The sequence below is a fragment of the Streptococcus gallinaceus genome (genome assembly GCF_040545695.1).
Taxonomy (GTDB): Bacteria; Bacillota; Bacilli; order Lactobacillales; family Streptococcaceae; genus Streptococcus; species Streptococcus gallinaceus.
Genome location: NZ_JBEPMK010000004.1, coordinates 166258 through 191344 on the forward strand (window position 1 = coordinate 166258; position 25087 = coordinate 191344).

The following is a 25087-nucleotide window of genomic DNA, read 5'->3' on the forward strand; positions in this document are numbered from 1 at the left end:
CTCAGCTATTCTTCTAACAAGCTCTTGTTGTATTTTGCACGGTTTTTAAGCAATAATACAAACAGAACCAACCAACCTGCAAACAAGACAAAGGCTACAATATCACCTGAAAACATGTGTGTTAACATATAACGCAAATCTGGTCCTTCAAAGGTTGCCCATGAAATCATACCACCTGTTTTATCCTTGAGTGTACCTGATTCTTGTGCCAATTTTGTCATATATGGTGTGAAATAGGTTGCACCATACAAGAACAATGGAGCAGAAAGGAAACCATGGATAATCATACGCAATACATTACCATTTGTTAACAACAAAGCACCAACTACGAAAGAAAGATTGACGATTCCGGCAAATGGAAGCACGATATTACCTGGCAAAACAATAGAGAATCCTAACAAGAATACCATTGTAAAGATAACAGCTACCCACAATTCATTCCGGCCACCAAGAATTGGCCAGTCCAAACCGATATAAACTTCACGTTCTTGGAATTTGTTCCGCATAAACTCTGAAACTGCTTCTGAAATTGGCGCCAAAGCTTGAGCAAACAATTTAGAAACCATTGGGAACAATTGTAAAGCCGTTGCTGCTTGAACAGCCAATGTACATGCATATGGGAAACCATTCCCTGAAGCAAGGCCCAAGGCAAAACCAATGATTGCACCCATGACGGCATTTTCTCCAAAAATACCAATTTTTTCTTTCAAATTATCCGCATTAAATTCCTTGTTCAAAAATGGAATCTTCTTCAATAATTCATCAATTGGATACAAAATAACAGCAATCAAACAAATAAAATGAGGAACCGTCACACCCGGAATACCTGTCAAACGTTCAACTTCGGGTGCAAAAGCATCACCCAATTTTAATTCCAAAACGATTAAAATCGCCGCTGCCAAGAAACCAAAGAAGACGTTATTTGTAAAGTAGGTAACCAATACTGCTGAGAAGATTTTGTTCCAGACATTCCACAAGTCGACGTTCAAAGTTTTTGTTTGGTTAAACATCAACAACAATACGTTGATTCCGACTTGTACTGGAAACATAAGAAAGGCATAAGGCCAAGCCCAAGTAATAGAAGCCGCCCCTGGCCAACCAATATCAACAGCTGGCAACGATAAACCAGTATTGGTTGCTAAATCATTAGCGGCAGCACCCATACTAGTCATAATAAAATTAACCAATAGGTTCATACCGGTAAAGGCAATCCCTAAGGTCAACGCAGAAGTAAAGGCATCCCGCACCTTCATTCGCATACAAAGAGCAATAATAAACATCAAAAACGGAACAAAAACTGCAGCACCCAAATCAAGAATGTACTGAACTATATTTTTTAATACTTCCATTTGTTTTTCTCCTTCTCATCCTAAATAGACCTTATTTGTTAATGAAATCCAATATTTTTTTATATTCTGCGTCTTTTCCCATACCTGTTAAGAAGGCAATTCCATTAAACATTGGAATTGGATACTCTTTTTTAGGCTTCGCAATATAGATATAACCATCCGCATCTTTAATATAATGATCCAATGATTTCATATCAACCGCTTCTACTGTTGCTTGAATTTTGTCTTTTTCAAACATCCGTCCCACTGTACTAGCTACCGTTTGAGAAGTCGCCACACCAGATCCGCATGCTACGATAAATTTTTTCATAAGTAAACCTACTTTCTTTATTTGTTGAAAATTGTCAAAATATCTTGCGCTGACTTGGCTTGAACAAGAGCGTCAATGAATTCCTCTCCATTGAACAAATCCATCAATTCAGCCAAGAGAGCTACTTGTTCTCTCGGATTCGTAATCCCTAGCATCAAAATATACTGAGGTTCAACTACTACATCATCCGTTCCCATCTGAATAAACTGCATCCCTTTTTGAGTTAGCCGATTAAAATAGATAAAGGGTTTCTTGATATGCTCTGGCATCGTATGCGGAATAGCAATCGTAATCGCAGCCATTTCTAGACCTGTTGGATACTCTTTTTCTCTCTCCAGTAGAGCTGTTTCATAGGTAGCCGTAACGTAGCCTAGTTCACGCAACACTTTTGCCTTCTCTGCAAAAAATTCTTCTACAGAGACCGATTTACAATTTAGATCAATCAACTCTTCTTGTAATAACTGAGAAACAATCCCCATCTCAACCTTTCTCCTTTCTACAAATTCTGACGAGATGAAGCAAAAGATATAAATCTTCATCAATACCAAACGAAATTTGATATTCTTTCTGGAGCAACTCTTTTAGAGATTGTAAGATTTCGTACTCTTTAGCATACATCTCTTTGGTCAAGTTCAATAATTCTTCAATACGTTGATCTTCAGTAGGCTCTCCTTTCTTTTTCGACAACATTCTTACCAAAAAATAACGCAAGTGAATCACAAAACGACTATAAGCCAAACTATCTTTTTCCAATCCTCCACCGATTTGACGATCTATCAGCAAAAGAACCCTATTCAGCAATTCACTCAGTTGTACAACATCACTGACCTGTTCACTGTCGATCAAACCGTTCACAAAGTGTAAGGTAAAGAAGGAAACTTCTTGGCGTTTTAATTGAAGATGATATTTTTCATTCAGGAAAGGAATAATCTCTTTTGCAGTTCGGTATTCATCTGGATACAGATAATTCAACTGATACTGAAACGGATCATATTCGATTCCTTCATCATTTCTCTCCAAGGCAAATTCAATATGTTTGGCAATCGTAAAGATAAACGATTCATTTAAGGTTTTATGCAGTTCCTTCTCCGCAAAATGCACAACGTCCTCTGCCATCAAATACACTTCACTGGCAACACTTTTCAGATTTTCAAGCAGACCTTTCTCTTGTTCATTTGACTGAACCGTAAAAATCCGTGAGATGTTTGCTTCACTCACAATATCTCCCTTTTTCTTGTTAAATCCTATTCCTTTCCCAAGAGCAACAATCTCATTGCCATTGCGGTCTAACACCAATAAAGCATTTTGATTCAACGATTGGACGACTTTCATTATTTCCCCCTTCCTTTGTAAAAGCAAAAAAAGCACAACCAACCCTATATCATAGAATCAGTTATGCCTAATTGAATAGTTACATACTTTATATTACTGACATCAGTATATCACTTTTTTACGTTTTTGCAAGCGTTTTTATGAAAATATTTTTATAATTCATCAAATGCATCTTTTACTTTATTAAAGAAACCTTTTTTCTGTGGATTTACAGCAATATTTCCAGCGGCCGCAAACTCGCGTAGGGCTGATTTTTGCTTATCATTCAGTCCTGTCGGAGTGACGACATTGATGGTCACGTACTGATCTCCCATAGCACCACCACGCAAACTTGGAGCGCCTTTGCCCTTGAGACGGAATTTCTTGCCTGTCTGAGTTCCCTCAGGAATCAATAAATCAACATCTCCATGGACCGTTGGAACATGGACTGTGTCTCCGAGTGCTGCCTGTACAAAATTCAAGTCCAATTTATAATGAATCGTTGTGCCTTCACGTTCGAACTTATCTGAAGCCTGAACTTGAATAATGACGTAGAGATCCCCATACGGACCTCCGTTGAATCCTGCTTCACCTTGTCCCGCGAGACGCACTTGTTGACCAGTTTCAACACCAGCAGGAATCTTCACTGTTACTTTATGCGCTTGTTTTTCATGACCTGTACCATGACAAGTATGGCAAGGTTCTTTGATTTCTTTCCCAGTGCCGTGACAGACATCACAAGTCATTTGACGGCGCATGGTACCAAGCGGTGTATGTGTATCAACACTAATTGTCCCCGAACCATGACAGCGACCACACGTTACAGGACTCGTTCCTGGCTTCGCACCCGTTCCTGTACAAGTATGACAGGTTGCTTCACGATTGTAGCTGACTTCTTTTTCAGTACCGAAAATTGCCTCTTCAAACTTGAGGTCCACACGATACTGCAAATCGTCACCTTGACGAGGGGCATTCGGATTGCGGCTTGCACCGCCACCGAAGAAACTTGAAAAGATATCTTCAAATCCGCCAAAACCAGCTCCGTCAAAGCCACCAAAACCACCAGCTCCACCGCCAAAGCCACCATTGGCTCCCGCAGGACCATACTGGTCATAGGCCGCACGTTTTTGCTGGTCGCTCAGTGTTTCATAAGCCTCTTGCACATCCTTATATTTTTGCTCCGAACCATCTTCCTTGTTGATATCTGGATGGTACTTTTTCGACATTTTGCGATAGGCTCGCTTGATCTCATCCTGAGAGGCGTCCTTGGACACCCCCAGACGATCATAGTATTCCGTATTGTTCATGTTTTATTTTCCTTTATTGACAAAAACAGACGGAGCGAGGCGCCCCGCCTATTTGAGTTTCTCCTCATTATTTACGGCATGAGGAAGCAAAATCGATCATATTTTGCTGACGAATTAATAAGGCACTTAGCTGAGCTAACTTATTTTTAGCTATCAATGACAGTCAAGCTAATTTGTTACGCAGTGGTTGGGTGGTATCTAAGTACTGATAAATCAGCACTTAGATACCTACTCAACTGTGCGGAGGTAAAACGACGAAATTGAATTTCTAAGAAATTACCAATTTCTGTTTCACTCTTATTTCTCAGTAAATTCACCGTCTACAACGTCATCGCCTGCTGTTGAACCAGCGTTTGCTGCACCTTCAGCACCTTGAGCGGCTTGTTGTGCTGCAGCGGCTTGTTCATACAGTTTTACTGCAAGAGCTTGTGCTTTTTCGTTAAGAGCTTCAAGTTTTGCTTTCATGTCGTCCAAGTTGTTTGCTTCTTGAGCTGCTTTCAATTCATCAAGAGCTGCTTGAGCGGCATCGCGTTCAGCGTCAAAACCTTTGCCTTCAGTTTCTTTGATTGTTTTTTCAGTTGCAAAGATGGCTTGGTCAACTTCGTTACGGAGGTCAACTTCTTCTTTACGTTTGGCATCTGCTTCAGCATTTGCTTCAGCATCTTTCATCATGCGATCGATTTCTTCGTCTGTCAAACCTGAGTTAGATTGGATAACGATGTGTTGTTCTTTTTGTGTACCGAGGTCTTTTGCTTTTACAGAAACAATACCATTTTTGTCAATGTCGAATGTTACTTCGATTTGTGGGATACCACGAGGCGCTGCAGGGATATCCGTCAATTGGAAACGTCCAAGCGTCTTGTTGTCTGCCGCCATTGGGCGTTCACCTTGGAGAACATGGATATCAACGGCTGGTTGGTTGTCTGCTGCAGTTGAGAAGACTTGTGATTTAGATGTTGGAATTGTTGTGTTGCGGTCGATGAGTTTTGTAAATACGCCACCCATAGTTTCGATACCAAGTGACAATGGTGTCACGTCAAGAAGGACAACGTCTTTGACATCACCAGTGATGACACCACCTTGGATAGCCGCACCCATAGCAACAACTTCATCAGGGTTAACTGATTTGTTTGGCTCTTTACCAGTTTCAGCTTTAACAGCTTCCACAACGGCAGGAATACGAGTTGAACCACCTACAAGGATGACTTCGTCGATTTCTGACAATGACAAACCTGCATCTGAAAGAGCTTGACGGACTGGTTGTTTTGTACGTTCTACAAGGTCGCGCGTCAAATCGTCAAATTTCGCACGTGTCAAGGTCAATTCCAAGTGGAGTGGTCCAGCATCACCAGCTGTGATAAATGGCAAGCTGATTTGAGTTGAAGTAACACCTGAAAGGTCTTTTTTAGCTTTTTCAGCAGCATCTTTCAAACGTTGTACGGCCATTTTATCTTGTGACAAATCAATGCCGTTTTCTTTCTTGAATTCAGCAACCAAGTGGTCGATAATTTTTTGGTCAAAGTCATCACCACCAAGTTTGTTGTCCCCTGCAGTCGCAAGCACGTCGAAGACACCGTCACCGAGTTCAAGGATTGATACGTCGAATGTACCCCCACCAAGGTCAAATACCAAGATTTTTTCTTCTTTATCTGTTTTGTCAAGACCGTATGCAAGAGCTGCTGCTGTTGGTTCGTTGACGATACGCTCTACTTCAAGACCAGCGATTTTACCAGCATCTTTAGTTGCTTGACGTTGTGCATCATTGAAGTAAGCTGGAACTGTGATCACTGCTTTGGTTACTTTTTCACCAAGATAGTCTTCAGCGTAACCTTTCAAGTATTGAAGAATCATAGCTGAAATTTCTTGTGGTGTGTATTCTTTACCGTTTGCAGAAACTTTTTCAGCAGAACCCATTTTTGATTTGATAGAAATGATGGTATCTGGGTTTGTTACGGCTTGGCGTTTTGCAGCATCACCAACGATGATTTCACCATTTTTGAATGATACTACTGAAGGTGTTGTACGGTTACCTTCTGGGTTTGCGATAATTTTTGATTCATTTCCTTCAAGAACTGCTACTGCTGAGTTAGTTGTACCTAAGTCAATACCAATGATTTTAGACATGTTTTTTACCTCTATTAATTTATATCTTCTTTTGACATTCTTCTTAAGTAGTACGGACGCAAGCAACCGCCTTTGGCGTTTCATTGCTAAGATTTGAGCCCCTAGTCTCTAATCTTCCGAGAGTTAGAGTAACTTGCTCTAACTCCTTTACTACAGCGAAGAATGTCGGTTGGGCAAGCTTTCAGCTTGCTATTTTATTTTTACGTTTTTATTGTTTCTAGTTTTACGACTTGGTGGTCGCGTCATTCAAGTATTACAAAATGGCTAGTTGTACACCACTACCATGGCTGGTCGGAGGACGCGTTCATGGAGTTTGTAGCCTTTTTGGAAGACTTGTGCGATGGTGTCTGCTGGATGGGCATCATCCGCAGGCACTGTTTGGATAGCCATGTGGAAGTTGTGGTCGAAGTTGCCTTCTGTTGACACTTCTTCGATTCCTTCCTCTTTCAAGGCTTGAACCAAGCTTTCTTGGACCATTTCCAAGCCTTTTTTAACGTCTTCTGTCAACCCTTCAACAGCTAAAGCACGCTCTAGGTTGTCCAGACTTGGCAAGACTTTTTTAGCAAGATCTTGCGAGCGATAGCGTTGCAAGTTTTGGCGTTCTTCGTTGGCACGACGTTGGATATTTTGCATTTCAGCATGCGCACGCAAGTATTTATTTTCAAAATCCTCTGCTTTTTCCTGTGCTAATTCCAAATCGGTCTTTTCAGGTGCTGTCTCAGTAGCTTCAACAGTTTCATCAACCGTATCGACTTCCTCGACTACTTCCTCTTTTTTAATATCTTCTGACACGATGGCCTCCTTTTAATGTACTTCGTAATGATTGCTATTGAGATAGCGGTAATAATCGCCCAATTTCATGAAGAGCACGCGACCGATAATATTGATCAGACTCATCTGTCTGCGATAGTCCATGTCAACTGGACCAATCAGATTCAACTGCGCTATTCCCCTATAGGGAATTGGAAATTGGTGCTGAATAACCGTCACATCTTGCAGAGCCTTTTCGGGGTGATCGCCAACCCAAATCTTGGTTGACTCCATCTCCTTGAGACCGTTACGCAAGCTAAACGCCACCGCTTGTTCATTGTCTAGAAATTGGTAGATTCCCAATCCACTGTATTTCAAGGAAGCAACCTTCCCTGAAATAAATACCGTCTCTTGGAAAAGATTTTCAAAAATGTAATCCATCAAGTCCAGCACATTGTCCGTCGTAGTGAAATACTTCTGCACCACTTGAGGAATCTCTGTCCGCAAACGATAATGGATATCCAAAACCGTCTGACCACAAAAACGTTCATCAACCAACTGCTTGAAAATCAGCAAATCCCGACTGAGAAAGTTCTTAGGAATAGCAAACTGAACGGTAACCGGCTTGGACTCATCCAAAGTCAAGACTGCCAAGGCATCATGACTGCTGAGCTGCACGATATCGAAGGAAGTCAGGCATTGATTTTTCGGTTCAACATCTAACAATACAGATGTAAATCCTGTCAACTCCGCCAATAGTTGATTGGCCCGCTCCAGTATATCCTCCAAGCGAAAGGCTTCAAAATCAAAAGCCTTCATAACTTTATAGATGTCATCCTCATTGATCAGCTCACGATTGAGCGAATGAGTGACAAAATACTGAAAACCTGCTCGACTAGGAAGCCGCCCCGATGAGGTATGCGCCTTTTCCAACAAGCCCAACTGCTCCAGCTTGGCCATATCGTTTCGAATGGTTGCACTAGATGATGCAATCGCCTCTTGTAGCGCCTTAGACCCGACCGGCTCATGGTAGCGCGTAAACAAATCCACTATCAAATTTAAAATATCATTTTGACGCTGGGTTAGCACACCACCACTTCCTTTCTGACAATCTAGCAATCATTAGCACTCTATATGACCGAGTGCTAAGTCTATGATCTTATTATACTCCTAAAAAATGGATTGTCAATAGAAAAAGACCAAAAATTAGCACTCTTTTATCAAGAGTGCTAAAAAATCAGTCTGCGGATCTAGCTATTGAATTTTTTCACCAATCGACGGTAGCCTAGCCATTCATAAATCAGCACACCTGTCAAAGTAAAGATAACTAAAAATAACAATATATGAATAACCCAACTACTTTTGAATCGTTCAAGAGGAAGCCAATAGAGGTTAAAAACATTGATAAACAAAGCAAGTAGCTGAAAACCAAGCGTCCGTTTTATCACGCGCCCAATCATGTCCAACTTAGACTCAATATCACTGAAGAGCTCCTGTTCCTCACCAGATTCAAAGTTCGCAACTGCCTTACGAAAATAGGAAAAGCAATTAAAGGTTTGAATATATTCCCAACCATAATCTGCAAAAAGTCGCGTATAAGTTTCCTTTTCAGACTCTTCCTCTCGATAATCCAGCTTATAAATAACATCTGCCGGCTCTACTTTTTCAAACTGATAAATGAAACCGTTGGTCTTTTTCAACTTCCAGCCTTCCTGGTGCATCTGGCGAAGATAGTCTTCTTCCTTGTCAAAATCAACAATGGTAAACCACCGACATACTTTTTTACCGGTCATGTTTCTCTCCTCTGCTATTATGATACAAGCGCTCAATGCGAACCAGCTCAATAGCCAGTATCTCGCGTCCCAAAGCTGTGATGAGATAGATTTTCCGTTTGCTCTCTTCTCTCACAAAGGCAATCAAGCCATCCTTTTCCATCTTTGCCAAGGTACCGTACATGGTTCCAGGACTGATGATCACCTGCCCTTTTGTCATCTCCTTAGTCCGCAAGGTAATGTCGTAGCCGTGTCGTTCCTCTTGCAAGGCAAATAAGATATAGAAGGCCGTCTCGGTCATGGGAATATATATCCGCTTCAATTTTTGATCCATACTACCTCCCAATTCGATATATCGAGCCTCTATATAAAATATATCGCAACTCGATGTATTTGTCAATGAGAAAATAAAAAAAGAATGCATAAAGCATTCTTTCCCCTATTCCTCTGCAGCGATAATTTCTGCGCCGCGGTGGCGATAAGACATATCTCCGACAGCTTCGATGTGGAGTTTGCCATCTTTGTAATGTAAAACTGTGATAGAGCCATTATCAAGAGAGAGGTTTGTTGGACGCTCTGGCTCCAGAAGATCCACCAAGGTTGCAATGGTCATACCGTGGCTGACAACCAAAGCATTGCCGCCCCCTTGTTTTTCGAGATTTTCTGCGATAGAAGTAAATCCATCCAAGATACGACCACTCAACTGCTCCCACGTTTCAGCCCAGTTAGCTGTATCTGCTTCATAGACACCATTACAGATTTGCTCGAAATCCATCTTATCTGCTTCAACAATCCCATTGATACGAGGGAGCACACCACTAAAGAGCTCCACGTCGTACATTCCTTCAAAACTACCAAAACACCACTCACGAATCCGTTTGTCCTGATAGTAAGGAATTTGCCCTAGAATCCCTAGTTCACGCTGGGCAATGGTAATCGTCTGAACCGTCCGACCCAGGTCGCTTGAAACGGCTAGCTTGAATTGCAATCCAGCATCCTTTAGCCCCAAACCAAGCTCACGGATTCCCTCTTCACCATTTTTTGTCAAAGGCGTGTCTGCCCAGCCTTGGATACGACCAATGGTATTAAACATGGTTTTACCGTGACGGGAAATGTACAATTTTGTCTCTGTCATTTTACTTCCTCCGAATATTCCTTATCTTATTATAGCACGAAATAACACTTCTATTCAGAAAAAAATCGCCTCTAGAGAGACGATTCCGATTAGATAACGGCTTTGAAGTTAGACTCCAATTGTTTTTGAGATTGGTTTACTTCGTAAGCAAATTTGATTTCACCATCTTTATCCAAAATATACATAGTTGGAATGTATTGGACACCTACTGAATCTGCTGCTACGAGATTATTGTCATAATAATAGGTAAAGTCATACCCTTTGTCCGCAAAGTACTTCTGACCAGCACCCAATTTTTCACGGCTACCATCTACGATATTGATCATGACAAAGTTAACATCATCTTTATACTTTTTGTACATGCTGTCAATGATTGGCAACTGCGCTTGGCAATCAGGACACCAGCTAGCCCAAAACATAACAAATGTTGGCTTATCTGATGTCTGCAAACTAGAAAATGCAACTTTTTTATCATTTTCATCTGTAAATGACATCGTCTTGATATTGGTCCGAATCGTGTCCGTTACTTTCTTTTGAACACCGTCGTTCTTACTCGACGAAGCTGTCGTAGAACTAGTCGTAGACGGACTTGAGTCCTGTACTAAGAAATACACACCACCTACAAGAGCAAGGCCTGCAAGCAGAGTTAAAATCCAATACTTGATTTTCATAAATTCCTCCATTTCTGAAAAACTATTATATCATACTTTTTCAAAGACAGCTTTTTCGAGGTTTTCTTTTTTTCTTATTTTCTATTTTTCTGAAGCAAGGCGACGTATTCTTCCAAGCTCAACTGATGTTCCGTCATATATTTGGCCGATTCGACACCGACATAACGATAATGCCAGTCTTCATAGCCAACCCCTGTCGATTCTGTCTTTCCTTCTTGAAAACGCAGAACAAATCCGTATTCTGGGGCGATTTGTTGAACTTGACTCGCAATCTGCGGGTCACTTTCGTTCAAGGAATTCACCGTGCTCATGTCGATAGCCAGCCCCGTCATATGCTCACTCGCCCCCGCTGGTTGTGAATACGTCTGCACTTTGGCCTCAGCAGCCTCCCGACTGAGACTGGTATCCGCCGCCATTTCTTGCTGGATATAGGAATTGTAAATCGTTTCCTGATAAGCGACGCTGCGGTAGCCAGAAATAAGGTGTTCATTTGGGTCAATCGCTTGCGCTGCTGCTAAAAACTTAGTCACATTTTCTGCAATTCGAGCATCTACCGGTATCCCACTAACCTCTGCCAACTGGGGATTCAACTCTGCACGAACATGTTCCCGATTGACCAAGAGCAACTCCCAGTCACTCGATGAAACCGCCGGCAAATCCGCTTGCTGGCTGGAAGAGGTTGAGGAGGTTCTGGTCGACTGGCTTGTCTTAGAAACCGAACTTGCTTGTCTTTGAGACTTTTTATCCGTTACAACTACCACCATGCTTGTCAAAGCGAGAACAAACAGCACTACTATACAAACTATCTGATACCCCTTATTTTTCATCCGATATCCCTCCATCATTTTCCTTCATTATAGCAGGATAGCAAACGAAAGAAAAGAGAGAGTGGGACAAAAATCGTGATTTCGCAGAAATCGATTTTGTCGTCCCGCCTCAGCACAGTTGACTAGCTTCAAAGGTTCGAGGAACTTTTGAAGGTTGGAGATAGGGCTAACAAAGTTAGCCTCAAATATTCGAAATTGCTTGCATAGCAAGGAATGAGAACACTCAGTCAACCACTGCGTTAAACTGTTAAACTTATTAAAAAATTGAAGAAGCTAGGACTGATTCCCGGGTTCTTCACTGCTAATTTTTAAAACTGTGAATCGGTGCTGGAATTTGTCCCCCACGCGCAATGAAATCAGCTGATGAATTTTGATTAACGCGCATGACAGGAGCAGTTCCTAGCAAGCCACCAAATTCAATCATATCGTCTTCTTTTCCTTTAGGAATAATCCGTACAGCTGTCGTTTTTTGATTGATCACACCAATGGCTGCTTCATCCGCAATCATAGCTGCAATAGTCTCATAAGGCGTATCCTCTGGAATGGCGATCATGTCCAAACCAACCGAGCAGATAGCTGTCATGGCTTCCAATTTTTCAAGATTGAGTGAGCCATTTTGCACCGCAGCAATCATGCCCTCATCTTCTGAGACAGGAATGAATGCACCTGATAAGCCACCGACTTGGTTACAAGCCATTACGCCACCTTTTTTAACGGCATCATTGAGAAGGGCAAGCGCAGCTGTTGTCCCATGAGTCCCGACCGCTTCAAGTCCCATTTCTTCCAAGACGCGAGCGACAGAATCCCCAACTGCTGGAGTAGGAGCCAGTGACAGGTCCACAATCCCGAACTTAACGCCCAAGCGTTCGCTGGCCATTTGCCCAACCAACTGACCAATACGGGTGATCTTGAAGGCCGTCTTTTTAACCGTTTCTGCAACGACATCAAAAGATTCCCCGCGCACTTTTTCAAGGGCACGTTTTACCACACCAGGTCCTGAGACACCGACATTGATGACCACATCCGCTTCGCCAACGCCATGGAAAGCCCCTGCCATAAAGGGATTGTCTTCAACAGCATTGGCAAATACAACCAGCTTGGCAGCTCCCATATCAGAAGCTTGAGCCGTTTCCTTGATAATGCGTCCCATGTCTCGCACTGCCGTCATGTTGATGCCTGACTTGGTGGAGCCGATATTGACAGAGGAGCAGACCTTGCTCGTTTGAGCCAAGGCTTGAGGAATCGAGTTAATCAAGATTTCATCCCCTTTTTGGTAGCCTTTTTGCACCAAAGCCGAAAATCCACCAATGAAATCCACACCAATCTCATGTGCAGCCTTATCCAAGGCCTTAGCAAGAGGCAAATAGTCTGTAGCATCCGTTGCTGCACCGATTAAGGCAATAGGCGTCACCGATACACGCTTGTTCACAATAGGAATCCCCAACTCAGCTGCAATCTCATCTCCAACAGCCACTAGATTTTTAGCCTTGCTAGTCACTTTTTTGTAAATTTTTTCAGCCGCACGGTCAATATCTGGGTCGATGCAATCAAGAAGCGAAATCCCCATAGTAATGGTCCGAATGTCGAAATTCTGCTCCTCGATCATGGCAATTGTTTCCGTAACTTGTCTAATATCCATGAATCAACCTCCTAGATATTGTACATAGCGTCAAAAATAGCCGCACTTTGAATGTTGATTTTCACTTGAAGCGACGCTCCAAAAGTTTCTAATTCTGAACGTAAAAAGCTGAAATCCTGCTGTTCATCACTAGACACGACGGCCATCATGGTGAAGTATTCATCCAAAACAGTCTGCGAAATATCATCGATATTTAAATTCAAGTCAGCCAACTTACCTGCTACACCTGCCACGATTCCTTTACTGTCTTTTCCAACAACGGTTACAATTGCTTTCATTTGTCTGCTCCTTTTATTTTTATCATTTTATCATAAATATACGGCTTATTATATTAAAAGTAAACAAAAAAGGGAATAACTATCCCTTTTTCTATTATTTACGAACATTTCTGTGATTTGCAGAACGACTTGCATATTGTTTCCAATCAATTCCACGCGCTTCACACCATCTCTGTACATTGGCTCCTAAAATGATGTCTTTCTGGCGCAATTCAGCAACGTTACGGGCACCAACCAAGGTCATCAAGGAACGAGTATAGTCTTTAAAGCTATTTAGCTCACTCAGCATCGGCTCTAAACCTCGCTCACTGGTGAAAATCTTCAAGAAACGATTGGATAGACCCACTGCATCCGCCCCCAAAGAAAGAGCCTTAATAATATCAAGCGGATTTTTTACACCGCCAGAAGCAAGAACTTGCGGACGAATCTGGTCAGGCATATTCATGGCTTCAACCAGAGAAGCCACGGTTGAATTTCCCCATCCTTCTAAGAAATCATAAGAATCCAACACGCGACGGGCACTTTCGATTTTCACAAAATCTGTCCCACCTGTGCCTGAAACATCAATGGTCTGAACACCTACAGATGTCAATTGCTCGACTGTTTCACGACTCATCCCAAAGCCAACTTCTTTGACAATCACCGGCACTTCAATTTCCTTGACGATTTTTTCAATATTGGTCAGCCACATAGAGAAATCGCGGTCTCCTTCAGACATGACCAGTTCTTGTGGTGCATTGAGGTGGATTTGCAAGGCATTAGCCTCAAGCAAGTCAACTGCTCGCTTGGCATTTTCTACATCATGATGCGCGCCAAGGTTGGCAAAAATAATCCCCTTTGGATTTTCAAAACGCAGAACCGAAAATGTCTTGGCCACTTCTGGGTCCTTAATAGCTGCGCTAACCGAGCCAGAGGCTACTGGCGTTTTACTAAGGCAAGACATAATCCCAATCGTTTGGTTGATTTCACCTGTTTTTTTAGTTCCACCTGTCATGGCGTTGATGTAATAAGGGGTAGGAAGTTCAATTCCAGCAACGGTCGTTGAAATATCAACATCTTCCACACTCATTTGAGGTAGGGATTGATGAACAAATCGAGCTTCCTCAAAATCACGAGCTGTTTCTTCACAGTATTGGTGAAGGGCTAAATCCACATGCTGGTCTTTTCTATTTGCAAAGTAATCGTAAATAAACATCTTTTCTCCTTACTGCCTTGCGGCAATCGATAGGGGCAATACTTGAATTTTTTCTTGTGCCCAAGCAGCGATAATGGCTTCTTTTTGCTCAGCTTTTTCCACAAAACAAATCCCGCAGTCGCCACCACCAGCTCCTGATGATTTAGCGGCCGCTTGATACCTTTCTGCGATACGACAGAGGGTTTCCAAAGTCTCTGTCTCAATCACCATCTCCATATCCTCGGCAAACTGCCTGAGCAGAGCCCGATTTTCAGAAATAGCTAGTTGGAACTTTTGGGCATCATCTAGTCGACAGGCTGCAATCAACTGTTCAACACAGACCCGGCTGGCTGCTAAAAATCCTTGGTAGGCAACTTCTTTTTCTGCTTCATTCAAATGACCTTGTACATGACTTACCAAGTCTGCTGTTGAAGCAGCAGCACCTGTCCAGCCCACCATCATTTCCACATGACGAGGGAGGTCTAAACTCTCAATTGCCAAACCTGCCCAAGGCTGCTCAATCAGTTCTGATATGTTTAGCTGAGCCATTTTTTCAAAAAGCCAGGAACGATCTACTGAGTGATAGGCAATCACTCCACCAAAACTAGAGGCTGCAATATCTCCAAAAGAGCCTTTTATCCCCAAACTCACCTGAGCCAATACGGACAATTTGTAGACCAAGTCCGGTCTTGCGTCCTGCCCAAAAAAGGTCAGGACAGCCTGAACCACTGCTACAGTCACCGCACCAGATGAGCCCAATCCGTACTTTTGACCCGTCTGTTCATTATCCAACTCAGAGGAGATAGATAGCTTATAAAGTACGTTTGCCTCTACTCGTTGTAAAGCCAGATAATCTTCTGTCGTCTGCATAGCGGACTCAATCAGGGCGTAGGGATGACTGGTGTGGCAATGAATTTTTGCATTTTTCCGAGTCCAGTCCACAAGCAACTGAGGATTCTGACTGGAAAAAATGGTCCCCGTTTCTGCTGATTCCATAGTCACACAGATGGTTTGATTAAGAGCAGCAATCACAGCTGGGTAACCCGCTTCCACCACCGCATACTCTCCAGCTAGATAGAGTTTTCCTGGTACTCTTATCGCTACCTTCATCTAGGCTCTCCTGTAAATGTTGCAAGTGACGCTTGCCACTCTTCCTCTGTCAAGACAAAGGCATCCTTGCCTGGCAAGCTTGGAATGATTTTTTCCGCTGGTAAGTAGTCTTGTAAGGCTCGGACCAGTCGCTCCATGTCTGATTGGCGGCACAAAACTTTCACATTTGGGCCTGCATCCATAGTCATATAGGCCGAGATTCCCAGCTCTTCTCGAATGGTCCGAACAGCTTCTTGTGCCTCCAAACTTTTGGCTGAAAAATAGGTAAATGGCGGATTAGCAGAAAGGGTTGTGGCATGCATCTTCATACCGTTGTGTTCCGTAATCTTACCAAGTGTTTCAAAATCACGAAGAGCAATGGCTTTCTTGATATTCTCCAAATCTTCTGCAGCAGTGTCCACCCAAGCCTGGTAAAAAGAGGAAGTCGCAACCGTATGCTCCATTCCCACACGACTCGCAATCTTCTTCTGACCTGTATTGACCGCTAAAATAATCATTCCAATATCCCAGCTAGCGTCATCCACAGGACGAGCCATCGAGTCAGCTGAACAAGTTCCCTTGTCCCACTCGACAAAGCCTCCAAACAAACTACGGGTACTTGAACCTGACCCACGACGAGCAAATGTCGAAAGTTCCTCAGGACTCAGCTCCAACTCAAGCGCTGTTGCAGTTGCCAGAGCCAGAGCAGCAAAAGCTGAAGCTGAGCTAGCCAGTCCTGCTGCCGTTGGCACAAAATTCAAACTCTCAACACGAGCAAATCTGCTCTCATCTTTATATTCGCGAAACAAATCCAAAAAACGAGAAATTTTTGAAATTTCTTTTTCTGATTGCAATTTTCCATTGAGAGAAAAACGATCTTCCGTCAAATTATCGTCAAAAACAACCTTCGTATCTGTGTAAAATGCATCCAGTGTCAAGGATAAGCTTGAATTCATGGGCAAAAATAAGTCCTTGTCCCGCTTTCCCCAGTACTTGATAAGGGCAATATTGGTATGGGCACGAGCCCGGCCAACTGCTTGTGTCATATTATTCTCCTAAATATTGTATCCACGTCCGACGTGCCCCAGCATCTGTCAAGGTTGCCGCAATCATTTGGGCGGTTTTCTGGTCAGCTGCAAGAGCAATCATACAACCTCCGCGGCCACCACCCGTCAACTTAGCACCAAGCGCACCTTGTTGACGAGAAATGGTCACATACTCATCTAAGGTGTCCATCGAAACACCTAGCTTTTGCAAATAGATCTGAGCTTGATTCATCAAGTCACCTAGCACGCCCACCTGCCCCTTTGCTAAAGCATCACGCGTTGCTTGGGTTAACCGTCCCAACTCCTCAATCCAAGTCTCCGCCTCAGGATTTTCAGCTACCAGACGAGCCACATCCGAAATGGCTTGATGGGTATTGCCTGTGATTCCCGTATCTGCTACGACTAGATAGGCATCCAAGCGGAGCGAAATAGCCTCTATCGTTTGCCCTTTGACAAAGTAAATCGGAGATTTCCCGCTGGTTGTCAGGGCGTCGATGCCCGAAGGATTCCCGTGGGCTATTTTTTCTGAGGACTGGACAATCTCCCACAACTCTTGGTCTGTTAATTCTTTCTGATAAAAGGCGAATAAGGACCTAGCAACGGCTACAGCCACAGCTGCACTTGAGCCCATGCCCCGCTCAGCTGGAATACTGGAGCGAATCTCAATATGAATGGCTGGATCTGTCGGAGCCCCAATACGATAGAGGGAAAACCGAATGGCATGCTTCAAACTTTCCCACACCTTGGGCATTTGATGAACCAATCCCTCATAAAAGGCACAGGAAACAGACAAGGCATCCCCTTTTTTACTGACCTGAGACACAATTTCTACCGCCGAAAAAGGCATGGCAATAGCTGGTTGCCCATAGACAACCGCATGTTCACCCATTAAAATGATCTTGCCACTTGCTTTTCCAATCGCCACATCAGAACCTTCTTTCTCAGATTTCATCTTTACTATTGTACCATTTTCTATAAAAAACTTCTAAACAAAGAAAATCACCCAACAGTCGTTAGGTGATTCTCTAGGAGATTTATGAAAAGAAAATTTTAGGATTGAACTTAGTATACAAAGACAAGCTTAATCTTTTCTGAAGAATTTCTAAAAGAAAACTGAAACAGATAATCAGGCAAACAACAAAGAAAGACAGCCCAACCGAACTACCTTTCTGGAGATATATGAAAAAGAATAGACTAAGTATAGCGTTGCTTCCTTAAAGAAGTCTTAAACTAGTGATTTTTTTACAAAAAAAATAAAGAGTAGGAACTACTCTTCATTTGATTCTACTGCAGACTCGATCTGTTCAGTTGCTGACTCAACAACAGGGCTTGCTTCAACTTTTGCTTCTGTCACGCGCTCACGAATGGCAAAACGAGCAAATGTCAAGTAAACACCGTCTACATCCAAGACAACTTTTTTATCGTCGATTTCATCAACAATACCATACAAGCCACCAATTGTAAGGACTTCATCCCCTTTTTGGATAGCACTCATCTTTTCTTGCTGTTTCTTTTGTTGTTTGCGTTGGCTATAAAACATCCAAGCAATCATTGCAAGCATAAGGATGGGAAAAAGAAATTGATTCATTCTGACACCTCAAAATATTTAATAAGTTCATTATAACAGATTGAAGGAAAATTGCAAAAAGAACTAAATCTTCTCAAACCCTTCTGATCGAAGAATGGCCAGGGTCATGATGACAGTTGTAACGAGAAGAAAAATGACAGCTGGTTGCCATGAACCAAAAAAGGAATACGTATAGCCGAATAAAACAGGGCCAATCGCTGCCAAGAAATACCCGCCTGATTGAGACATGCCAGACAGTTCTGCTGCTTGAGCCGGCGAATGAGTTTTCAACGTAAAATTAACCAACATATAAGGGAAAATAGCCGAAACTGAGCTACTAATCAGCAGATTGACCAGTAACCAGTAGCTAAAGTGGGCTGATTGAAAGAGAAGTAAACCAACTCCCAAGACGCCACACAAGCCGAAAAATCCCATCACCAGCTTTCGTTGTTGCCTCTGTAACTTGGTCACCAAAGTAGGAATAATCATTGAAAACGGAAGGCTGATAAGCGAATAAATTCCCGCTAAAACTCCTGCCAACGCTTGACTCAAACCTGCTTGGTGAGCCATAGTCGGAAGCCAGGTCATCGCTATATAAAATAAAAGCGACTGTAATCCGCCAAACACCAAAATAAGCCAGGCCCGCTGATTGCGCCAGATAGAAGTCTGTTTTCCTGCTTAACAGCTGTTGAAATGGGCGGGTATTTGCCAAAATTCGGCAACCATACTAGAAATACAATCACAATAACCGTCGTCAGCTCCCAAATGAAGCCCCGCCAAGAAGTCAGCTCCGTAATCGGAACAGCAATCATAGAAGCCAGCGCAGAAACTAACCCCATGGTAGTCGTGTAAACAGTTGTCATCAGGCCGATTTTTTCTGGAAAATGCGCCACGATGAGGCTTGGTAACAGTACATTTAAAACAGCGATGGAAGCTCCTAACACCATGGCTCCCATGTAAAACAAGGGAAGATTGACCAAACGGATAGCCGAGCCGATCGCCATGATAAACAGAACGAGGACGAAGAGCCGTTCCACTCCCATTTTCCGTGCCAACTGAGGGGCAAAGGATGAACAGACCGCAAACATTACTAAAGGAAGGGAGGTAACCAGTCCCAAGGAACTGATGGATACGCCAAAGGCTGCTGCAACCTGCGGTAAAATAATCGGAATGGTGGTAAAGGGGATTCTCAAGACGAACCCAATTACAATAACTCCAATAAAAATAAGCCAATTTGTCGATGTTTCAATCTTTTCTCCTGTCTGCCATTATAGCAAAGAAATAGAAATATATGAAAAAATGGCAGAATATGACACCTTTCTTGAAGAGATTGACGTCCTGTGATATATTAGATAGCAACCTATGTATTTATTTTCTAAAAACCTAAAGGAGAAAACAATGTTAACTAGACAAGAAGTCATTCATACTGCTCAGGAATTACAGGAAAATTACCGTCGACTTGCCTATCCCGAAGAGCGAGTTCTGGCAGATACCAAACTCTCCAGCCGACAGTTGCAGCGCGTCCTCCAAGTCAACGGAGCAGATCCCGGCCATGTATGGATGGTGCGTGATTACCTAGAAGAAATGCTGCAAAAAGAGGGAAAAGAAGTATATCCATTTAGCCGCTTGGCTGATCATAGTGCCAATCGTTGGTTTTCTTATGAAAAACCTTGGAAATACTGACAAAGACAAAAAAGCTCAACTTAGACAGGCTAGCTGCTAGGCTGAGCTTTTTATTATTGCAAGCTACGGATAATTTCCACACGGGTAATCCGGTCGCCGTGCATATTGTCGATACGAAGGGCAAAATTATTGTAGTAGAGGCAGGCCCCAATCGCAATCGTTTTTTCCTCTTCTTCCAAACGACGAACCATGAAGTCGCGCAAAGTCTCATGTTTCTCACCCGGAATCGATACGCGGGCAAGGACATTGGCGATTTTCACCTTTTGGCTAGCACGGACAACGATACTGTTTGAAGTGTCAAATTGAGTAAAGAGGTATTTCCGAACGGCAAAGAGAACGGCTACGGAGACAATCCCGATGAGGAAATCCGTTTCACTTGGATGATTGACAACTAACTGACGGGCAATGGCAAAGAGCAATACCTCGATAACCGTGTTTGGAGATGGTTTTGAAAACATCTTAATCAACTCGATACCAACGGCAATCGTCATCGCTCGAGCCAAGAAGTCTCCAAATAAATTGTCCACATTTCCAGTTGCAACCACGATTCCCATCAAACTCTGAACGAGTGAGAAGGTGAAAAATACCAGCGCAATAGCTAAAATAACAGACAATAAAATTTCAAGGTAATAAGCGATTTCAGTGACTAATTCTTGTAAAAACTTTCTCATAAACTTCCTTTTCTTTCCTATTCATTGGGCGAAGCCCTCTATTTATTATAGCATGATAACGCTTGTATCTCTATCAGAAGGTTTTGTGAGATTTTTTACATAGCCTCCCAACGCCCATTTTCTAAAGTTTTTGAATAAAAAAACGGAGAGAATCCTCTCCGGAAAATGCATTTCTTATAGCAAATGATAGCGTTCAAGTAATTCTTCGACAACTGTTCCCTTTAATTTCTTGCTCAGGCCCTTTTCAGCAACTTTGGCAAACCAAGGAAGATTCATGTCGCGTAATGTTTTACCATCCATCATCTTAGCTGTCGCATCCAGCAAGCAACGGATATCGTAGACAGAGTTGAAGACTTCAGGCACACCACGGTCGATATCCAACAAGGTATAAACAGCTTCCATGGCTGTCCGAACAGATGTTTCTGTTGTGAAAACACAATCTCTTTCCACTTCTACAAATTGACCGATAAAGGCAAAGTTAATGCAATCATCTGGCACAACTTTTGGCCTATCACCAACTGCCCGTGGCATAAAGAAGGCTGTAATATAAGGCATCATACATGGAATGCAGGTCACATCTTCCTTAGCCAAGGTGTCGATTTGATTTTTTGGCACACCAAGATGATAAAGCCATTCTCTTGTGATATCGTAGCCACTACAATTTTTCATTGGCTTCTTCACATAATCACCAAGACGGTCTGTGTACAGTCCATAAATCCAGACGACCAGTTGGTCCTTAGATTGATTCTTAAAATGAGGTTGGCGATTCAAAGTATAACTCATGAGCCAACTAGAATCCTTGGCCGTCACGATGCCTCCAGTCACGACTTTTCCACTAAACGGATCGCGTTTACAAACGGCTTCAATATATTTTGGAATGACATCTCCGCGAACTGTTGCTGTAGCGGATTCCCAGTTGGTTTGAGCGATGTTGGTGCAGAACTTTTCAGGACGTCCAAAAGCTCGGTCTTGCCCTGCAATCTTCCGCCAAAGTTGCCAACTAGCACCCTCACCATTTGCGACCTTGGCCTGTGGTGCGTGTTCATGGTCTCCCAAGCTAGCCTCTTCTACACAAGAACCATTGGTCACAAAGACCAAATCATCAGACGTGAGTTCAATGTGTTCTTCTTGACCTTCACGAATCCAGTCCATCCCAACAGCTACTTGCTTCCCATTGCGACGTTCAAAATGGACATTGGTCACTTGCGTTTGGTATTGGAAATGGACATTGTGCGCTTCCAGATACGAAATCAATGGCAAAATCAAGGATTCGTATTGATTGTACTTGGTGAATTTCAAGGCAGAAAAATCAGGTAGTCCACCGATATGATGCACAAAGCGATGCAAATAGCGTTTCATCTCAATCGCACTATGCCATGTTTCGAAGGCAAACATGGTTTGCCAATAGAGCCAAAAATTGGATGCATAAAAATCTTCTGAGAAGACATCGTCAATTGTCTTATCTTCCAACTCCTTGTCGCTTGTCAAAAACAATTTGACCAATTCTTGCGAAGCCTTGTCAGACAAGGTAAACTTGCCATCTGTATGAGCATCTTGGCCTTGGTTGACAGTTGCACGACAGAGAGAGTAGTTGGGGTCCCGTTTATTGAGCCAATAAAATTCATCCAAGACAGAAGCATCTTCTACTTCTAGAGAGGGAATGGAGCGGAACAGATCCCACAAGCACTCAAAATGATTTTCCATTTCCCGGCCGCCACGAATGATAAATCCTTTTTGACTGTCTTCAATCCCGTCGCAGGCACCGCCTGGAATCTCAGCCATTTCCAAAACGTGAATGTGTTCTCCCTTCATCTGTCCATCACGAACCAAGAAAGCAGCCGTTGCCAAAGCACCAAGCCCCGCACCAACGATATAAGCCTGCTTTTCATCAACTCGTTCTGGTTTTAAAGGACGAGCAAATGCTTCATAATTCCCATTTGAATAATACATAGGACAAAACTCCTTTACCTTTTGATAGCTCTATTAAACACCTTTTTAGGGACGAAAAAAATAGACAATGTCTGCGACTTGTCTAAATTTTTTATATTTATCCATGATTATTTGACAAAATAGTGACAGTCTGAGAAATCCGTTGCACCAAAGACTGAGCTGACTCACGATGTCCCGCAGCAATCCAGTCCAGCAAAAATCCCACAAAAGCATACTTGTAAAAATCCGTGATATTCTCCACTTGCTGAGCGGATAATCGAGCTGACTGGTGATTAGCAAGCACCACTGGCTTAATCAGTGACGCAGCCCGTTCATAGAGAAAGTGCTCAAGATAGGACCGATTAACCGAATGATAACTGTGGTAAATGAAGAGCTCATTGGCTTCGATATAGTGGCAAATAGACAAGAGGCCTTCCTGCCAAGAGGTAGACGTTCGATTTGCCCCAATCATAGCTTCGCCATCATTGATAAAGACCCATTCCAATAGATCGTAAATGTCCTTAAAATGATAATAAAATGTTTGGCGATTGACCCCCATGAACTGGACTAGCTCGGTCACTGTGATTTTATCAAACGATTTAGTCTGCATCAGGTCTTTCAATGCTTGCTCAAAGGCTAATTTTGTCAGTAATTTCATCTTGTCACCTCTGACTTATTGTAACACAGTGAGCTGGAAATACATAGACCTAGTCTTTGGCGTACTTGTCTATCACTTGCTCAACGGTTTTCCCCTTGGCTAGCCAGTCGACTAATTTATCCAGACGACGCAGTTCTTGCATGGTTGGGTCTTCTATTGTTTCAATCTGCACATCACAGATTTTCCCTGTGATATTTGTCCGGGCGGGATGATAGGCTGGACCTTGATTGATAAAATCTCCATAGGTTGTTTCAGACTGCTTGAGCTCTGCCAATTGCTCCAAGGAATAGCCCGTCAACCAACTCGTGATGGCATCAACATCTGCCTCACTCCCCCCTTTTCGCTCCACCTTGGCCACCAAAGCCTTATAGATCGATGGAAAGGTCATCTGATAAATACGATGTGTCATGTTTCTCCTTTGAAAAAGTCACGGCATGCCGTGACTCTCATCTTCTATATTAAATATTTGCCCAAACAGACTCAAGAATGTTTGTCTGTTCACGACCTGGGCCTACTGAGAAGGTTGAAATGCGAACACCAACCAATTCACCTACACGACGAACATAGTTACGTGCATTTTCTGGTAGGTCTTCTAAGCTACGACATGCTGTGATGTCTTCTTCCCAACCTGGAAGTTCTTCGTAGATTGGCTTACAACGTTTGAGCTGCTCAAGACTTGCTGGGTAATGGTCGATACGCTCTCCATCCAAGTCGTAAGCCACACAGATTTTCACAGTGTCAAGTCCTGACAAGACGTCGATTGAGTTCAGAGACAAGTTTGTAATCCCTGATACGCGACGGCTATGACGCATGACAACTGAGTCAAACCAACCTACACGACGTGGACGACCTGTTGTTGTTCCGTATTCTTTACCGATTTCACGGATACGGTCTCCGGTTGCATCGAAGAGTTCTGTTGGAAATGGTCCGTCACCAACACGGCTAGTGTAGGCTTTACATACCCCAACAACCTTGTTGATTTTTGATGGTCCAACACCTGAACCAATGGTTACGCCACCGGCAACTGGGTTTGAAGAGGTAACAAATGGATAGGTTCCTTGGTCAATATCCAACATGACACCTTGTGCCCCTTCGAAAAGGACACGTTTGCCATTGTCAAGAGCATCGTTCAAGATAACAGATGTATCTGTTACATATTGCTTGATTTGTTGACCGTATTCATAGTATTCTTCGAAGATATCATCAAATGCGATGGATTCTGAATCGTACATTTTCTCAAAGAGACGGTTTTTCTCTGCCAAGTTTGTTTTCAAGCGTTCTGCAAAAATCTCTTTATCCAGAAGGTCAGCGATACGGATACCAACACGCGCAGCCTTGTCCATATAAGCTGGGCCAATCCCTTTGATGGTCGTACCGATTTTGTTGTCGCCTTTGGCATCTTCTTGTAATTGGTCAAGCTTGATGTGGTAGGGCAAGATAACGTGGGCACGGTCTGAAATCCGAAGATTGTCCGTCGTCACCCCTTCTTCATGTAGATAAGCCAGTTCTTTCACCAATGACTTGGGATTGACCACCACACCGTTCCCGATCACAGAAATTTTCTCTTTGAAGAAAATACCTGATGGAATCAAGTGCAATTTGAACTTTTTACCGTCAATCACGATGGTATGTCCTGCGTTGTCACCACCTTGGTAACGTGCAATCACTTCTGCATCGGCTGATAAGAAGTCTGTAATTTTCCCTTTACCTTCATCGCCCCATTGCGTTCCTACAACTACTACTGATGTCATATTGTGTATACCGGGCAACTCAGTGCCCAATCCTTTCCTGATCAAC

The 25087-nt window shown here is 42.9% G+C and carries 26 protein-coding genes and 1 pseudogene; 1 reads left to right on the plus strand and 26 read right to left on the minus strand.

Annotated features, from left to right (window positions below; genetic code table 11):
- Nucleotides 1-5 precede the first annotated feature (5 nt).
- The 21 genes and pseudogenes from ABID27_RS06730 to ABID27_RS06830 all read right to left on the minus strand — a co-directional run bounded on the left by ABID27_RS06730 (nucleotide 6) and on the right by ABID27_RS06830 (nucleotide 19542).
- The gene (locus ABID27_RS06730; RefSeq protein WP_354281135.1) at nucleotides 6-1349 is read right to left on the minus strand and encodes a PTS galactitol transporter subunit IIC; all 1344 of its coding nucleotides are present in this window, start codon (nucleotides 1347-1349) and stop codon (nucleotides 6-8) included.
- Between the two features lie 31 nt (nucleotides 1350-1380).
- Entirely contained in the window at nucleotides 1381-1659 is a 279-nt protein-coding gene (locus tag ABID27_RS06735) for a PTS sugar transporter subunit IIB (protein ID WP_253364954.1), read from the minus strand.
- Between the two features lie 17 nt (nucleotides 1660-1676).
- Nucleotides 1677-2138: a PTS sugar transporter subunit IIA gene (locus ABID27_RS06740; RefSeq protein WP_354281137.1), complete on the minus strand. Its 462-nt coding sequence runs from the start codon at nucleotides 2136-2138 to the stop codon at nucleotides 1677-1679.
- Between the two features lies 1 nt (nucleotide 2139).
- On the minus strand, nucleotides 2140-2991 hold the full coding sequence (locus ABID27_RS06745) for a PRD domain-containing protein (protein ID WP_354281139.1): 852 nt from the start codon (nucleotides 2989-2991) through the stop codon (nucleotides 2140-2142).
- 152 nt (nucleotides 2992-3143) lie between these two features.
- Nucleotides 3144-4277: a molecular chaperone DnaJ gene (gene dnaJ / locus ABID27_RS06750; protein WP_354281141.1), complete on the minus strand. Its 1134-nt coding sequence runs from the start codon at nucleotides 4275-4277 to the stop codon at nucleotides 3144-3146.
- A gap of 297 nt (nucleotides 4278-4574) precedes the next feature.
- Nucleotides 4575-6401, minus strand: coding sequence for a molecular chaperone DnaK (gene dnaK, locus ABID27_RS06755; protein ID WP_253364945.1), 1827 nt, complete (start codon nucleotides 6399-6401; stop codon nucleotides 4575-4577).
- A gap of 264 nt (nucleotides 6402-6665) precedes the next feature.
- The gene (gene grpE, locus ABID27_RS06760) at nucleotides 6666-7193 is read right to left on the minus strand and encodes a nucleotide exchange factor GrpE (protein WP_253364943.1); all 528 of its coding nucleotides are present in this window, start codon (nucleotides 7191-7193) and stop codon (nucleotides 6666-6668) included.
- 12 nt (nucleotides 7194-7205) lie between these two features.
- On the minus strand, nucleotides 7206-8240 hold the full coding sequence (gene hrcA / locus ABID27_RS06765; protein WP_354281206.1) for a heat-inducible transcriptional repressor HrcA: 1035 nt from the start codon (nucleotides 8238-8240) through the stop codon (nucleotides 7206-7208).
- 161 nt (nucleotides 8241-8401) lie between these two features.
- Nucleotides 8402-8944, minus strand: coding sequence for a DUF2812 domain-containing protein (locus ABID27_RS06770; protein ID WP_354281144.1), 543 nt, complete (start codon nucleotides 8942-8944; stop codon nucleotides 8402-8404).
- Nucleotides 8934-9257 carry a PadR family transcriptional regulator gene (locus tag ABID27_RS06775; RefSeq protein ID WP_253364939.1) on the minus strand — a complete coding sequence of 108 codons (324 nt, stop codon included), beginning with the start codon at nucleotides 9255-9257 and terminating at the stop codon, nucleotides 8934-8936. Before ABID27_RS06775 ends, ABID27_RS06770 begins: the two co-directional genes overlap by 11 nt.
- A 105-nt stretch (nucleotides 9258-9362) precedes the next feature.
- Nucleotides 9363-10058: a histidine phosphatase family protein gene (locus ABID27_RS06780; protein ID WP_253364937.1), complete on the minus strand. Its 696-nt coding sequence runs from the start codon at nucleotides 10056-10058 to the stop codon at nucleotides 9363-9365.
- An 89-nt stretch (nucleotides 10059-10147) separates the two neighbouring features.
- The gene (locus tag ABID27_RS06785; protein WP_253364935.1) at nucleotides 10148-10729 is read right to left on the minus strand and encodes a TlpA family protein disulfide reductase; all 582 of its coding nucleotides are present in this window, start codon (nucleotides 10727-10729) and stop codon (nucleotides 10148-10150) included.
- Between the two features lie 74 nt (nucleotides 10730-10803).
- Entirely contained in the window at nucleotides 10804-11556 is a 753-nt protein-coding gene (locus ABID27_RS06790) for a M15 family metallopeptidase (RefSeq protein WP_253365006.1), read from the minus strand.
- Between the two features lie 301 nt (nucleotides 11557-11857).
- On the minus strand, nucleotides 11858-13195 hold the full coding sequence (locus tag ABID27_RS06795) for a PFL family protein (RefSeq protein ID WP_354281147.1): 1338 nt from the start codon (nucleotides 13193-13195) through the stop codon (nucleotides 11858-11860).
- Between the two features lie 11 nt (nucleotides 13196-13206).
- Nucleotides 13207-13473 carry an ACT domain-containing protein gene (locus ABID27_RS06800; RefSeq protein WP_253364931.1) on the minus strand — a complete coding sequence of 89 codons (267 nt, stop codon included), beginning with the start codon at nucleotides 13471-13473 and terminating at the stop codon, nucleotides 13207-13209.
- A 94-nt stretch (nucleotides 13474-13567) separates the two neighbouring features.
- Nucleotides 13568-14668, minus strand: coding sequence for a type 2 isopentenyl-diphosphate Delta-isomerase (gene fni / locus ABID27_RS06805; protein WP_354281149.1), 1101 nt, complete (start codon nucleotides 14666-14668; stop codon nucleotides 13568-13570).
- 9 nt (nucleotides 14669-14677) lie between these two features.
- Nucleotides 14678-15757, minus strand: a complete 1080-nt coding sequence (locus tag ABID27_RS06810; RefSeq protein ID WP_354281151.1) for a phosphomevalonate kinase — start codon at nucleotides 15755-15757, stop codon at nucleotides 14678-14680.
- Nucleotides 15754-16782, minus strand: a complete 1029-nt coding sequence (gene mvaD, locus ABID27_RS06815; protein ID WP_354281153.1) for a diphosphomevalonate decarboxylase — start codon at nucleotides 16780-16782, stop codon at nucleotides 15754-15756. The genes ABID27_RS06810 and mvaD overlap by 4 nt, the downstream gene beginning before the upstream one ends.
- Before the next feature lies 1 nt (nucleotide 16783).
- Nucleotides 16784-17734, minus strand: a complete 951-nt coding sequence (mvk, locus tag ABID27_RS06820; protein ID WP_354281155.1) for a mevalonate kinase — start codon at nucleotides 17732-17734, stop codon at nucleotides 16784-16786.
- A 315-nt stretch (nucleotides 17735-18049) separates the two neighbouring features.
- On the minus strand, nucleotides 18050-18370 hold the full coding sequence (gene yajC, locus ABID27_RS06825) for a preprotein translocase subunit YajC (RefSeq protein ID WP_253364920.1): 321 nt from the start codon (nucleotides 18368-18370) through the stop codon (nucleotides 18050-18052).
- Between the two features lie 63 nt (nucleotides 18371-18433).
- Nucleotides 18434-19542 (minus strand): annotated as a pseudogene (locus ABID27_RS06830) (MFS transporter).
- 205 nt (nucleotides 19543-19747) lie between these two features.
- Here ABID27_RS06830 and ABID27_RS06835 point away from each other — a divergent pair.
- Nucleotides 19748-20032: a DUF2316 family protein gene (locus tag ABID27_RS06835; protein ID WP_253364909.1), complete on the plus strand. Its 285-nt coding sequence runs from the start codon at nucleotides 19748-19750 to the stop codon at nucleotides 20030-20032.
- A gap of 53 nt (nucleotides 20033-20085) precedes the next feature.
- On the opposite strand, the gene ABID27_RS06840 is transcribed toward ABID27_RS06835, so the two are convergent.
- The 5 genes from ABID27_RS06840 to ABID27_RS06860 form a co-directional block, all read right to left on the minus strand.
- Nucleotides 20086-20703: a hypothetical protein gene (locus ABID27_RS06840; protein ID WP_253364908.1), complete on the minus strand. Its 618-nt coding sequence runs from the start codon at nucleotides 20701-20703 to the stop codon at nucleotides 20086-20088.
- 174 nt (nucleotides 20704-20877) lie between these two features.
- On the minus strand, nucleotides 20878-22653 hold the full coding sequence (locus tag ABID27_RS06845) for an oleate hydratase (RefSeq protein WP_253364907.1): 1776 nt from the start codon (nucleotides 22651-22653) through the stop codon (nucleotides 20878-20880).
- A gap of 97 nt (nucleotides 22654-22750) precedes the next feature.
- Nucleotides 22751-23290: a TetR/AcrR family transcriptional regulator C-terminal domain-containing protein gene (locus ABID27_RS06850; RefSeq protein ID WP_253364906.1), complete on the minus strand. Its 540-nt coding sequence runs from the start codon at nucleotides 23288-23290 to the stop codon at nucleotides 22751-22753.
- 49 nt (nucleotides 23291-23339) lie between these two features.
- Nucleotides 23340-23699 (minus strand): DUF2200 domain-containing protein, encoded by a 360-nt coding sequence (locus ABID27_RS06855; RefSeq protein ID WP_354281158.1) that lies wholly within the window; start codon nucleotides 23697-23699, stop codon nucleotides 23340-23342.
- A 49-nt stretch (nucleotides 23700-23748) separates the two neighbouring features.
- Nucleotides 23749-25041, minus strand: coding sequence for an adenylosuccinate synthase (locus tag ABID27_RS06860; protein WP_253364904.1), 1293 nt, complete (start codon nucleotides 25039-25041; stop codon nucleotides 23749-23751).
- Nucleotides 25042-25087 lie beyond the last annotated feature (46 nt).